This window comes from Paraburkholderia sp. RL17-368-BIF-A, assembly GCF_046054045.1.
GTDB lineage: Bacteria > Pseudomonadota > Gammaproteobacteria > Burkholderiales > Burkholderiaceae > Paraburkholderia > Paraburkholderia graminis.
The window spans coordinates 184,834-197,627 of sequence record NZ_JARESN010000009.1; the positions used below are offsets into that span (position 1 = coordinate 184,834).

Sequence of the window (12,794 nt, forward strand, 5' to 3'; positions counted from 1 at the left end):
TGTCTGGCGAACGACATCATGAGCAAGAAGCACATCCCATTCGGCATCATGCTGCAAGGTGCCGGCAGCCACATGAACGCGTGGAAGCATCCGGCGGGACCGGCGGATGCCAGCGTCAATCTGGACTTCATGATCCGCACGGCGCAAAAAGCGGAAGCGAACGGCATTGCGTTCGCGTTCGTCGCGGACGGTCTCTACATCAACGAGAAATCGATCCCGCACTTTTTGAATCGCTTCGAGCCCATTTCGATCCTGTCGGCACTCGCCACGGTCACGTCGAAAATCGGTCTCGCGGGTACGGTCTCGACGTCGTATAGCGATCCGTTCACGGTCGCACGGCAGTTCGCGTCGCTGGATCTGATCAGCGGCGGCCGCGCCGGCTGGAACGTCGTCACGACGCCGCTCGAAGGCACCGCGAAGAACTACGGCGGATCGCATCCCGAGCATGCGTTGCGCTACGAAATCGCGGACGAATACCTGAGCGTGACGCAAGGGCTGTGGGATAGTTGGGACGACGATGCATTCGTGCGCGACCGCGAGCGCGGCGTGTTTTTCGATCGCGACAAGTTGCATCCGCTCAATCACGAGGGGAAATTTTTTCAGGTAGCGGGGCCGCTCAATATCCAGCGCTCGCCGCAAGGTCAGCCGGTGATCTTCCAGGCCGGCTCGTCGGATGCGGGCATTGCATTGGCCGGTAAATATGCGGATGCCGTATTCACGCATTCGGTCTCGGTTGAGGAGACGCGGCTTTTCGCGCAGCGCGTGAAGGACAGCGCCGAGGCGCATGGGCGCAGCCGCGACGACGTGAAGATATTCCCCGGTATCGGCCCGATTGTCGGCGCCACGCATGAAGAAGCGGAAGCGAAGTACCGCGCGATTCGCGATCTGCTCAATATCGACGAAGCGCTCGCGTATCTCGGCCGCTTTTTCGATCATCACGACTTTACGCAGTACCCGCTCGATGCCCCGTTCCCCGAACTCGGCGATCTTGGCCGCAACAGCTTCCGCTCGACGACGGACCGCATCAAGGCCAATGCCCGCAGCAACGGACAAACCTTGCGCGAAGTCGCGCTCGAAGTCGCGACGCCGAAGACGCATTTTCTCGGAACGGCCGAACACGTGGTCGATGAATTGATCCGCTGGACAGATGCGGGCGCCGCCGACGGATTCATTCTTGGCTTCGCGGTGCAGGCGCAAGGCCTCGACGATTTCGTCCGCTACGTGATTCCCGAACTGCAGCGGCGCGGCCGTTACGAAACGACGCTCAGCGGCGCAACGCTGCGTGACCACTTAGGTTTGCCGCGCAAGGAAAGCCGCTACGCGCTGACCGAGACTGCATGAACACACGCGAACGGACACCACAACGGACCGAGTACGAACGATGAACGAAGCCGCTAAAGTCGCCGTCCAGGCGCCAGGTTCCGCGCAAGCAGAATCGCAACGGGACCGCAACCGCTATCACGTCGTGCCCGCGAAGCGTCGCGCGCGCACTGCCGGTGCTGCCCTCGCCGCTATCGTGATCGCGCTTGTGCTCGACTCCGTGCTTGGCAATCCGCGCTGGGGCTGGGGCGTATTTGCCGAATGGTTTCTGTCGGAACCGGTGCTCTCGGGGCTTGGGCGAACACTGCTGCTGACGGCGCTCGGTGCGTCGATCGGCTTCGCGCTCGGCATGCTTATCGCGCTCGCAAGGGTCTCGCGTTCTCCGCTTCTGGCAGGCAGCGCCTGGGTGTTCGTGTGGTTGTTCCGCTCGATCCCGCTTATCGTTCTGCTGCTGATCCTGAACAACCTCGGCTATCTATACGAGACGATCAGCGTCGGCATTCCCTTTACCGGCATTGCATTCGGTAACTGGCCGACTACTGAAGTCGTCAGTCCTTTCTGCGCGGCCGTTCTCGGCCTGACGCTTCATCACGCCGCTTTTTCGGCGGAAGTGATTCGCGGCGGCATTCTGTCCGTCGATCAGGGGCAGCTCGAAGCGGCCGCCGCGCTCGGACTGCCGCGGCTTCGCCAGGCGCGGCGCATCGTGCTGCCGCAGGCCATGCGGGCCATCGTGCCGACCGCGTTCAACGATCTCATCTCGCTCGCGAAAGGATCGGCGATGGTTTATGTGCTCGCCATGCCCGAGCTGTTTTACACGGTGCAGATCATCTATCGGCGCAATCTCGAGGTCATTCCGCTGCTGATGGTGGCAACCGTCTGGTATCTGCTCATTCTCTCGGTGCTCTCCGCGATTCAGGTGTACGTGGAGCGCTATTTCTCGCGCGGCGCGACACGCAGCAGAACGTCGTCGCCATTCGAAGAGGCCATCAAAAAGCTTGCTGCATTCGTGCTGCGCCGGCGCGAAACTGCATTTGCCGGCGAGTCGCGGCTTGCCGCCGCCATCGCGCCGAGCGAGTCGAAAATCCCCGGCGCAGCGAATCCGTGGATCGATCAGCGCACAGGCGGCGAGATCGTCATCCAGAAGGTCTCGAAGAGCTTTGGCGCACTCGAGGTGCTCGACAACGTCTCGCTCACCATGCGTCCCGGCAGCGTCACGGTGATCCTCGGTCAATCCGGCTCCGGCAAGTCGACGTTGCTGCGCACGATCAATCATCTTGAACGCGTCGACGACGGTCTGATCGATATCGACGGCGAACTGATCGGCTATCGCCGCGACGGCATGACGCTCTACGAACTGAAGGAGCGCGACGTGCTGCGGCGTCGCGGCGACGTCGGCATGGTGTTTCAGAACTTCAATCTGTTCCCGCATCTGAGCGTGCTGGACAACATTGTCGAGGCTCCTGTCGCGCTTGGCCGCTTGCCGCGCAAGGAAGCGGAGCAGCTCGCGCGGGATCTGCTTGCGCGTGTCGGACTCGCGGACAAGGCGCACGCGTGGCCGCGGCAATTATCGGGCGGACAGCAGCAACGCGTCGCGATTGCGCGCGCGTTGGCGTTGAGGCCAAAGGTTCTGTTGTTCGACGAGCCGACATCCGCTCTCGATCCCGAACTGGTGAATGAAGTGCTCGACGTCATCAAGGAACTGGCGCGCTCCGGCACCACGATGGTCATCGTCACGCACGAGATTGGCTTTGCGCGCGAAGTGGCCGACACCATCGTGTTCATGGATCGCGGCCGGATTATCGAAGCCGGTCCGCCGGCGAGCGTGCTGAATCAACCGCAACATTCCCGCACGCGCGAATTCCTGTCGCGTGTGCTCTGACCACTCCTTCTTCGCAACACGATGATCAACAGGCGCAGATTCGTCATGACGGGCATCGCGGCGGCGTTGGCGATGATCGGCCGCGCACATGGCGCGCAGACCGGCATCGACCTCAGTCCGCAACAGCCCGGACGCATACGTACCGGCAAAAACGAGCAGGCGATTGCGGCAATCGCGAATCGCTACCGCTTCGTGAAGGAAGGGCTTTTCACAGTCGCCATCTCGCCGCATGGTCCGCCGACCGCGACTTATGCGACGGATGCGCGGACCGTCGTCGGTTCGGATGCGGACTACGCGCAACTGATCGCCGACGCGTTGGGACTCAAGCTCGACATCGTGCCGATCACGTGGGCCGACTGGCCCCTGGGTTTGACGTCGGGTAAATACGACGCGGTAATCTCGAACGTCGGCGTGACGGAGCAGCGCAAGGAGAAGTTCGACTTCACCACTTACCGTCGGGGCTTGCACGGCTTCTATGTGCGAACCGCCAGCCCGATACGTCACATCGCGGAGCCGAAAGACATTGCGGGCCTGCGTGTGATTACCGGCTCGGGGACGATTCAGGAAAAGATCATCCTCGAATGGAACCGGCAGAACATCGCGAAAGGACTGAAAGCCGTCGAGCTCCAGTATTTCGACGACGATGCGGCAAGCCGCGTTGCGCTGCTCTCCGGCCGGGCGGACGTCGAGTTCAATCCCAATGCTCCGCTTGCCTACGACGCCGCGCGAAGCGGCGCGATTCGCCAGGTGGGAACCGTGAATGCGGGCTGGCCCGCGAGAGCGGACGTGGCGATTGCAACGCGCAAGGGCAGCGGACTGGTCGACGGACTGACGCTCGCCACCAATGGCGTGATCGCCGACGGCACGTACGCGCGCGCGCTCGCGCGCTGGGGAATTCTGGCCGAAGCGCTGAACCGTTCCGAAAGCAACCCGCCGGGCCTGCCAAAATTCTGATCCAACTCCAATGACCTTCCGTTCCGTTTTTCCCGGCGCGTCGCTGCGGCACGCCCTGTTTCGTGGTTCGCGCCTTGGCGTGTCGATGGTGCTAACCGGCGCGCTGCTGATGAACGGCGCTTCTGTCCACGCCGCGCCCGCCGGCACACTCGTGTTCTGCTCCGAAGGCAGCCCCGCCGGCTTCGATCCGGGCCAGCATACGACCAGCACCGATTTCGACGCGAGCACCAATACCGTCTACAACGGACTCGTGCAGTTCCGCCGCGGCACGCTCGATCTCGAACCCGCGCTGGCGACGAGCTGGGACATTTCAGCGGATCAGCGCACGTACACGTTTCATCTGCGCGGCGGCGTGAAGTTTCATACGACCGCATGGTTTCGACCGACGCGCGACTTCAACGCCGACGACGTGCTGTTCACGTTTAACCGGATGCTGCATGCCGACGATCCGTTCCGCAAAGCATATCCAAGCAGCTTTCCGTATTTCAGCGACTTGGGCTTCGACAGGAACATCGAGAGCATAGAGAAGGTCGATGCTCTGACCGTGCGCTTTCGGCTCAAGGAGCCGGACGTGATTTTCGTGCGCAATCTCGCGATGAGCTTCGCGTCGATTTTGTCGGCGGAATATGCGGAGAAGCTGAGCGCCGCGCATCGCGAGGCGGACATCAATCAGTTGCCGGTCGGAACGGGGCCGTTCGTGTTCCGCTCGTACCAGAAGGACGCGCTGATCCGTTACGACGCCAATCCCGTCTACTGGCGCCCGGACGACGTCAAGCTCGCGCATCTGATCTTTGCGATCACGCCTGATCCGGCGGTACGCATGCAGAAGCTGGCAAGCGGCGAATGTCAGGTGTCCGTGTTTCCACGTCCCGCCGATCTCGAAGTTGTGAAGCGAAACGCCGCGCTTACCGCAGTTTCAGGCGTCGGCTTCAATGTGGGCTTCGTCGCCTACAACACGCAACATGCGCCGCTCAATCGCGTGGAAGTGCGCCGCGCACTCGATATGGCCATCGACAAACCCGCGATCATTCAATCGGTCTTCTCGGGCAATGCAACCATCGCGTCGAATCCGATGCCGCCCGCGCAATGGTCGTACAACAAGCAGTTGAAGGACGCACCTTACGATCCCGCAAAAGCCAAAGCGCTGCTTGCGCAGGCGGGCTTTCCGAACGGCTTCGAGATTTCGCTATGGGCGATGCCGGTGCAGCGTCCCTACAATCCGAATGCGCAATTGATGGCGCAACTGATCCAGCAGGACTGGGCGAAGATCGGCGTGCGCGCGAAGATCGTGAGCTACGAGTGGGGCGAATATAACCGCCGCGCGAAGCAGGGCGGCGAACACGACGCGATGCTCTACGGCTGGTCAGGCGACAACGGCGATCCCGACAACTGGCTCGGCACGTTGCTCGGGTGCGATGCGGTGCACGGCAGTAACGTGTCCAAGTGGTGCGATCCGGCGTTCAACGCGTTGATCGACAAGGCGCGCGCAGCCGCGAACGTCGACGAGCGCACGGCGCTTTATCAGCAGGCGCAGGTCATCTTCAAGCAGCAGGTGCCTTATACGCCGATTGCGCATTCCATCGTCTCTCTGCCTGTGTCGAAGCGTGTGAAGGGGATGGTGTTTTCGCCGCTCGGCAGTCATCGCTTCGAAGGCGTGTGGTTGGAGTGATCGCGTATACGTCGAGGCGACGTGCGGGGCGATGGGGCGATGGCATCGCATCGCCCCGGCGGTCGGCTCGAACTACGCCGTTGCGGCCGCGTCACGCCGCAACAGATGGCGGCTGAACGGACGCGGGAGCGCAAAGTGGTCGCGCAGCGTACGTCCTTCGTAATCGGTGCGGAAAATGCCGCGTTGCTGCAGCAGCGGAACCACGCCGTCGGTGAAGTCTTGAAGCCCGCCCGGCAGAACATCCGGCATCAGATTGAAGCCGTCGGCGGCGCCGCCTTTGAACCAGTGCTCGATGTCGTCGGCGATCTGTTCCGGCGTGCCGACGACGACACGATGCCCGCCGCCGCCCGCCAGTGCGCGAATCAATTGACGCGCCGTGTAGCCATGCGTGCGCGCCTGCGCGAGCGTGGCGTGGAAGAACGTGTGATTACCATTGCCGCCGCCGGGCAATGCGAGATCGTCGGGCAGGCGTTCGTCGAGTTTCAGGCGCTCGACGCCAATGCCCAGTATGCCGGCCAGTCGCGTGAGGCTATAGGTCCACGGAATCAGATCGATCAGTTCATCGCGACGGCGCAAAGCCTCGGCTTCGGTTGCGCCGATGATCGTCGTGAGCCCCGGCAGCACGCGAATCGCATCGCTGCCGCGGCCCCATGCTGCCGCTCGCGATTTCAGTTCGTGCGCGTAGGCGGCGGCTTCGTCGAATGATTGCGATGCGGAGAACACGGCTTCGGCGTGGCGGGCCGCGAGTTCGCGACCGTCGGCCGAGCCGCCGGCCTGGATCAGCACGGGATGACCCTGTTCGCTGCGCGGCAGATTGAACGGCCCGTCGACACTGAAGTATTTGCCGCGATGCTCGATGCGGTGCACCTTCGCCGTATCGATGAAGCGGCCGCTCGCCTTGTCGCCGATAAAGGCGTCGTCTTCCCAGCTATCCCACAGCGCCTTCACGACCTCGGTGAATTCGGCCGCGCGCTCGTAGCGTTGCGCGTGATCGGGCACCTCGTCGCGCCCAAAGTTGCGCGCCGAGCCGAGATCGGCGGTCGTCACGATGTTCCAGCCGGCGCGGCCTGCGCTGAGCTGATCGAGCGTGGCGAAGCGGCGCGCGATGTTGTACGGCTCGTTATAACTCGTCGACGCCGTGCCGATGATGCCGATATGCGTGGTGGTCGCGGCAATGGCGGCGAGCAACACGGTCGGCTCGAGTGCGGTGATCGGGCGGAAGTCGATCTGATCGGCAATCGATGCGTTGTCCGCGAGAAACACCGCATCGAACTTCGCGGCCTCGGCGATCTGCGCGACGCGAACGTAGTGAGCGACATCGACGAACGCGCGCGGATCGGCATCGCGCGTGCGCCATGCGGAAGGGACAAAGCCGGAGTGAAGGATGTTGACGTTCAGATGAAGCTGGCGAGGCGGATCGGTTCTCATGGTCGTGTCGAATGCGGGAGAAGTCAGCAACGAACGTGCTGACCGATTCGATCATTGTCGATGAGCGCGGCGGTCGCGACCACGAAGGAATTGTGGCATCGATATGTATGAGGGGACTAAGCGGGCGACGTCAGCGCCGTTGACACGCGCGCTCGCAACGCGGGCAAAACATCGGCTTCGAACCAGGGATTGCGCTTGAACCATGCGATGTTGCGCGGCGACGGATGCGGCAGCGGCATGACGCGCGGCCCGTATTCCTGCCACCGGGTGAGCGTGTCCGTCAAGGTTGGCCCCCGTGCGTCACCGAGTCCGAATTGTTGCGCGTATTGTCCGACCAGCAGTGTGAGCCTGACCGCACCGAGGTGTTGGAGCAACTCCTGGTGCCACCGGGGCGCGCACTCTGGCCGTGGCGGCAAATCACCGCTGCGGCCGCGGCCTGGATAGCAGAACCCCACGGGAACGATGGCAAATTTGGAATCGTCGTAGAAGGTAGCGTCGTCGACGCCAAGCCATGCGCGCAGGCGCGTGCCGCTCGCATCGCTCCAGGGGATCCCCGACGCATGCACCCGTGCACCGGGCGCCTGACCCACGATCAGAATGCGCGCCTGTGCCGACGCGGCCAGTACCGGCCGCGGTGCATGGGGCAGCTTCGACGCGCAAAGCGTGCAACTGCGAATGTCGCTTAGCAGCTTATCGAGCATGATGATTCCGTAGTTGTTTGCCGGGGGCACGGCGCTGTCGGAACGAACCGACTGGTTCGACGCGGCCGCATAGTCTTATGCCCCCGAAGAGACTGCGCCGTGGGTGGTAACGGCCGGATAGCTTAGCATCTGCTCGCAATCGACTACTGCGATTCCGCCGACGAAGCCTGTCGAACCCGCACCGCTTCACGCCTCGCCCAGGCCGCGATACATTCCGATACCTCGCCGACACACGTGGGATACATAGCGCGCTTCTAATCGCTGCATGGCGCCGGGCGCGAGCGTTGTCAGCTCGCCTGAAGGACATTGAACACGTGTCGTCAGAGTCCCGTCGATAGATCAATTGCAAACGATAAGGAAGCTCGCAAATGACTGGCGACAAAGTGTGGTTTATCACCGGCTGTTCCGCGGGGCTGGGGCGCGAGCTTGCCGAAGCCGTGCTCGCGAGCGGTCATCGGCTCACCGCTACGGCGCGGGACACGGCACGGCTGCGGGCTCTGGCCGACAGATACGGGGATCGCGTTCGCGTGATCGCGCTGGACGTGACCGACCCGGTCGCGGCGCGGGACGCGGTCAGTCTCGCCGTCGAGCAGTTCGGCCGTCTGGACGTGCTTGTGAACAACGCGGGCTACGCCGACCTGGCTTCAATCGAAGACGCGACCGATCAGGCGCTGCGCGAACAGATGGACGTCAACTTCTTCGGTGTTTGCAATCTCAGCCGCGCAGCGTTGCCGGTGATGCGCAAGCAGCGCGCCGGTCACATCATGCAGATTTCGTCTGTCGGCGGACGCGTCGGCGGACCGGGGCTCGCGGCCTATCAGGCGGCGAAGTGGGCGGTAGGCGGCTTCTCGGAAGTGCTCGCCAAAGAGGTCCGCGACTTCGGCATCAAGGTCACGGTGATCGAGCCAGGGTCGATGCGAACGAACTGGGCCGGTTCGTCGATGACCATTCCCGAGATCAGCGAAGCCTACCTGCCGGTCATCGGTCCGGTGGCGGAGCGCCTGCGCCGCAGTGACGGCAATCAGCCGGGCGACCCGGCGCGCATTGCCCAGGTGCTGCTCAATATCGCCGAAGTGCCGGCGCCGCCGTTGCGCCTGCTGGTCGGCAGCGACGCGGTAGCGGTAGCCGCCGATGCCGCGAGGTTTCGCGCCCAGGAGGACGCCGAATGGCGCGCGGTCAGCGAATCCGTTGCATACCCGCCTGCTGACACTGCACACGTCGCGCAAGCCACGCAAGCCGGCGGCGCGGATTGATACGGCCGCGATCCGCGAGACCGCTCACCGTCGTCGTTCATCTCCGATACTGATTTCGCCATGCGCCCATTCAGCGCCTTCTTCGTGCTCATCGGCACCTTGCTCACGGCGAGCGGGTACGGGGCGACGTTTTTCCTGTCGATGCATTTCCGGTCTCTCGGGGGCAACGATCTGGATACCGGACTCGCGCTGGCGGAAGCCACGGTTGGCACACTGGTAGGCGTGCTCGTGGTGGGCCGGTTCGCCCGGCGTATCGGCAGCGCGCGCACCACCGCGCTAGCGGCCCTGTGCATTGGCCTCGGCGTGATCGGCTTTGCTGCGGTCGACCGGATGAGCGCACCTGGCATTCTCCCCGGCTTTCTCGTGGGCTTCGGCTGGGGAGCGTTCTGTCTCGCCGCGCCCATGTCGTTGACGGAACGCACGAGCGACGCCGATCGCGGATTCTGGTTCATGCGCTTCGGTACGATCCAGATGGCGGGCATTGGCGGCTGTCCCGCCGTGGCCGCAATGGCGATCCGTTCGTGGCACTGGCCGCTCACCAGCGTGTTCTACGTGGTCGGCGGCTTATGCGCGGTCGCCGCGCTGATGCTCGAAGCGTTCGGGCGGGTATCGCCGCACCGGGACGAAGCGCCGGTGCAGCAGGACTGGCTGCGCGAGTCGGGTGCTGTCTGGCGAACGCGCGCCGCGTATCCGATCGTGATGATTTCGCTGTGCGCGTGCGTCTTTTCGGGGTCGATGACGTTTCAGATGTCCATCATTCGCGGCACGCATGCGCAAGCCGGCACGTTCTTCAGCCTCTATGCGGTGACGGTCGTCGTTGCGCGATGGCTGCTCACGCGCGTCGTAGTCAGGCTATATCACGGAGTCGCGACCAGGCTTCTGCTGGCGATCATGGTGCTCGGCACCGCGGCCATGTTCGTCGTGCCGTACCAGCCGGCTTTTCATTCGATAAGCGCAGTACTGCTGGGCATCGGCTACGGGCTCGTCTATCCGACCATCCAGGCGCAGGCCGTGAACGACTGCGCGGCGACGCACCGGCAGCCCGCGCTCACATGGTTCGTCGTGGCGTACTTCATCGGCACGTTCGGTTTCCCGGCGGTGGCAAGCTGGGTGCTCGTTCATATAGGCACGCCCGCGTTGATCGCATTGATGGCGGCCTGCGGTGTCGGCGCGCTTGTCCTCGCGGTCATGCGGGACAGGCACGCGATTGCGCCGTTGTCCAATGCGTGACGGAGCTCGGCTTGCTCGTGGTGCGCCGCGACTTCTGCTGTAGCTCATTGGTATGCCGCATGAAGTGGCCGTCGCTGACGATGGCCGCAAGCGTTCGATGGGCCGGATACATTTCGATACGTCGCCGAAACACCGCCGATACATTGCGCAGTTCTAATTGAAACACCCCTGATTCGCAGCGGCGCAACGGCGCAACGGCGCAGCGAAAGGCGTCGCAGTCGCTGCGGCGAAGCAGGTGCGCGGCGTCACGTCGATGAGTAGCAAACCGACGCTGCGCGAGCAAGGCGGCGTTAAGCGCGAGCTTTTGCTCTTCCCACTACGAACATACCGGCTTCTGGAGATCAGTCGATGAGAGTGCTATCCGACGACGACATCGTGGTTCGCACATTGCTGAATGTCCTCGATCCTTCCGCGGAACAACTGGACGCCTGCGCGCGGAAGAAGCCTTTGCCGCTCAAGCGGTGCCGCATAGGCACGCGTTCGCCGATGGCCGACGCATCCCACCATCGCGCGAGCCGGCCGGCCCGGATTGCGGTAGTGGAATGGTTGTCGCCGGCGACCATCAGCGTATCGTGGAGCGACTCGTGCACCGGGCGCTACGCCGAGCAGATATGGTGCAGCGGACTCGCGCGGGTCAGTTCGGTATGCGCGCTGACAGGCCGCGCAGTCAGACGCGGCGACCGGATATTCCGCCCGCGTATCCGGCAGATGCGGGTGCCCGGCAATCGCGATCAGGTGATCCTCGCGGAGGCGATCGGACAGCGCACCGATCTGCCAATAGAAGGCGCTGCCGGCTGGCCGTTTTGAACCGCTACACGTGCGACTGGATGCATGCCTGCATACGGTTGGCATCGACACTGGAGGCTACATGAGTGAACTATGGCAATTGTCCGCAACTGAACTGGCGAGGCGTGTGAGAACGCGTGAAGTGTCCGCTCGCGAAGCGGCGCAGTCCGCGCTGGCGCGTCTGGATGCGGTCAATCCGCTCATCAACGCGGTCGTGGCGCACCGGTCCGACTGGGTGCTGGAGCAGGCAGACAGCGTCGACCGCGCGATTGCTCGCGGTGAAGATCCGGGGCCGCTGGCGGGCGTGCCTGTCACGACCAAGATCAATACCGACCACGCGGGTTTCGCCACCACCAACGGCACGCGTTTGCAGGAAAACCTGGTGGCCGAGGTGAATAGTCCCGCTGTCGATAATCTGCAAAAGGCCGGCGCCGTGCTGCTCGGCCGCAGCAATTCGCCGACTTTCGCTCTGCGCTGGTTCACCTCCAACCAGATTCATGGACGCACGCTCAATCCGCGCGACCCATCGCTCACGCCGGGCGGGTCGTCGGGCGGCGGAGCAGCGGCAGTCACCGCGGGTATCGGGCAGATTGCGCTCGGCACGGATATCGGCGGCTCGATACGCTATCCGGCCTACGCATGCGGCATCCACGGACTCAGGCCGACGTTCGGACGCGTGCCCGCGTTCAACGCGTCGTCGCCCGAACGCCCGATCGGTGCGCAATTGATGTCGGTCACGGGTCCGATGGCGCGCACGGTGGCGGATCTTCGCCTCGGCCTCGTTGCACTGGCCGCGCCCGACTTGCGCGATCCCTGGTATCTGCCGATGCCGCTCGAAGGACGCGCGGTGCCGTTGCGTGCCGCGCTTTGCCTGCGTCCGGGCGGCCTGCAGATCGTCAAGGAAGTCGAGCACGCGTTGCTGGACGCGGCCCAACGCCTTCGCGACGCAGGCTGGCGCGTCGACGAGATCGACGACACACCGTCGATGCGCGAAGCCGCGCAATTGCAGGAACGTCTGTGGCTCGGCGACGGTTTCGAGGCGCTGGCCGACTCGGTGGCGCGCGACGGCGACCCCGGCGCGCAAGCGGTGGTGAACGCGGCTCGCCTGAAAGTGAAAGACCTGCCGGCCGACGTGATCAGCCGTTCGCTGGTGCGCCGCACGACCTTGCTACGTGAATGGCGGCTGTTTCTCGATCAGTATGCGGTCGTGCTGATGCCGGTGTCGGCGGAGCTTCCGTTCCCGGACGATCTCGATCAGCAAGGCGCGGCGGGCTTCGACCGCGTATGGGAAGCGCAACTCACAATGCGTGCGCTGCCTGCGATGGGTCTGCCGGGTCTTGCCGTCACGACGCAACTGGTGAACGGCGTGCCGGTGGGTGTGCAGATCGTGGCCGCGCATTACCGCGAGGACTTGTGTCTGCTCGCGGGTGAAGCGATCGAAGCACGCGGCACACCGCTCTCTCCGGTTATGCCGGTCACTCCGCTTACGTCGCTTACGCCGCTTACGCCGCGCGTCTGAGCCGGCATCGCAGGGCTTGCATGAAGCGCACAGGCGGCGGTTGCCGGCTGTGCGA

The 12,794-nt window shown here is 63.8% G+C and carries 10 protein-coding genes; 8 read left to right on the top strand and 2 right to left on the bottom strand.

The annotated features are described in order from the left end of the window. The first annotated feature begins 18 nt into the window (after nt 1-18). The 4 genes from P0D87_RS17780 to P0D87_RS17795 all read left to right on the top strand — a co-directional run bounded on the left by P0D87_RS17780 (nt 19) and on the right by P0D87_RS17795 (nt 5,822). Nucleotides 19-1,341 carry an LLM class flavin-dependent oxidoreductase gene (locus P0D87_RS17780; RefSeq protein ID WP_053860169.1) on the top strand — a complete coding sequence of 441 codons (1,323 nt, stop codon included), beginning with the start codon at nt 19-21 and terminating at the stop codon, nt 1,339-1,341. Between the two features lie 40 nt (nt 1,342-1,381). Then, a complete protein-coding gene (locus P0D87_RS17785) occupies nt 1,382-3,199 on the top strand; it encodes an amino acid ABC transporter permease/ATP-binding protein (RefSeq protein WP_082367154.1) in 1,818 nt (605 codons plus the stop codon). A gap of 72 nt (nt 3,200-3,271) precedes the next feature. Continuing rightward, entirely contained in the window at nt 3,272-4,153 is an 882-nt protein-coding gene (locus tag P0D87_RS17790) for an ABC transporter substrate-binding protein (RefSeq protein ID WP_408636984.1), read from the top strand. Between the two features lie 85 nt (nt 4,154-4,238). Next, entirely contained in the window at nt 4,239-5,822 is a 1,584-nt protein-coding gene (locus P0D87_RS17795) for an ABC transporter substrate-binding protein (protein WP_053860836.1), read from the top strand. 72 nt (nt 5,823-5,894) lie between these two features. Here P0D87_RS17795 and P0D87_RS17800 read toward each other — a convergent pair whose 3' ends face one another. Together P0D87_RS17800 and P0D87_RS17805 are read right to left on the bottom strand one after the other, a co-directional pair. Next, nucleotides 5,895-7,250, bottom strand: coding sequence for an LLM class flavin-dependent oxidoreductase (locus P0D87_RS17800; RefSeq protein WP_053860837.1), 1,356 nt, complete (start codon nt 7,248-7,250; stop codon nt 5,895-5,897). Nucleotides 7,251-7,366: 116 nt separating this feature from the next. Then, the gene (locus P0D87_RS17805) at nt 7,367-7,951 is read right to left on the bottom strand and encodes a uracil-DNA glycosylase family protein (RefSeq protein WP_006049787.1); all 585 of its coding nucleotides are present in this window, start codon (nt 7,949-7,951) and stop codon (nt 7,367-7,369) included. Nucleotides 7,952-8,319: 368 nt separating this feature from the next. Here P0D87_RS17805 and P0D87_RS17810 point away from each other — a divergent pair, with 368 nt between their 5' ends. The 4 genes from P0D87_RS17810 to P0D87_RS17825 all read left to right on the top strand — a co-directional run bounded on the left by P0D87_RS17810 (nt 8,320) and on the right by P0D87_RS17825 (nt 12,739). Further along, on the top strand, nt 8,320-9,204 hold the full coding sequence (locus tag P0D87_RS17810; RefSeq protein ID WP_006049786.1) for an oxidoreductase: 885 nt from the start codon (nt 8,320-8,322) through the stop codon (nt 9,202-9,204). 60 nt (nt 9,205-9,264) lie between these two features. After that, the gene (locus P0D87_RS17815) at nt 9,265-10,434 is read left to right on the top strand and encodes an MFS transporter (protein ID WP_029970258.1); all 1,170 of its coding nucleotides are present in this window, start codon (nt 9,265-9,267) and stop codon (nt 10,432-10,434) included. A 348-nt stretch (nt 10,435-10,782) separates the two neighbouring features. Further along, entirely contained in the window at nt 10,783-11,241 is a 459-nt protein-coding gene (locus tag P0D87_RS17820) for a DUF3331 domain-containing protein (RefSeq protein ID WP_053860171.1), read from the top strand. A gap of 61 nt (nt 11,242-11,302) precedes the next feature. Then, the gene (locus P0D87_RS17825; protein ID WP_053860172.1) at nt 11,303-12,739 is read left to right on the top strand and encodes an amidase family protein; all 1,437 of its coding nucleotides are present in this window, start codon (nt 11,303-11,305) and stop codon (nt 12,737-12,739) included. The last annotated feature ends 55 nt before the right edge of the window (nt 12,740-12,794 follow it).

Bases quoted from the DNA above. Each gene is read 5' to 3' on its own strand.
- P0D87_RS17820 (WP_053860171.1), top strand. From the start codon at position 10,783: ATGAGAGTGCTATCCGACGACGACATCGTGGTTCGCACATTGCTGAAT.
- P0D87_RS17805 (WP_006049787.1), bottom strand. From the start codon at position 7,951: ATGCTCGATAAGCTGCTAAGCGACATTCGCAGTTGCACGCTTTGCGCG.
- P0D87_RS17790 (WP_408636984.1), top strand. From the start codon at position 3,272: ATGATCGGCCGCGCACATGGCGCGCAGACCGGCATCGACCTCAGTCCG.
- P0D87_RS17785 (WP_082367154.1), top strand. From the start codon at position 1,382: ATGAACGAAGCCGCTAAAGTCGCCGTCCAGGCGCCAGGTTCCGCGCAA.
- P0D87_RS17795 (WP_053860836.1), top strand. From the start codon at position 4,239: ATGGTGCTAACCGGCGCGCTGCTGATGAACGGCGCTTCTGTCCACGCC.
- P0D87_RS17815 (WP_029970258.1), top strand. From the start codon at position 9,265: ATGCGCCCATTCAGCGCCTTCTTCGTGCTCATCGGCACCTTGCTCACG.
- P0D87_RS17825 (WP_053860172.1), top strand. From the start codon at position 11,303: ATGAGTGAACTATGGCAATTGTCCGCAACTGAACTGGCGAGGCGTGTG.
- P0D87_RS17810 (WP_006049786.1), top strand. From the start codon at position 8,320: ATGACTGGCGACAAAGTGTGGTTTATCACCGGCTGTTCCGCGGGGCTG.
- P0D87_RS17800 (WP_053860837.1), bottom strand. From the start codon at position 7,250: ATGAGAACCGATCCGCCTCGCCAGCTTCATCTGAACGTCAACATCCTT.
- P0D87_RS17780 (WP_053860169.1), top strand. From the start codon at position 19: ATGAGCAAGAAGCACATCCCATTCGGCATCATGCTGCAAGGTGCCGGC.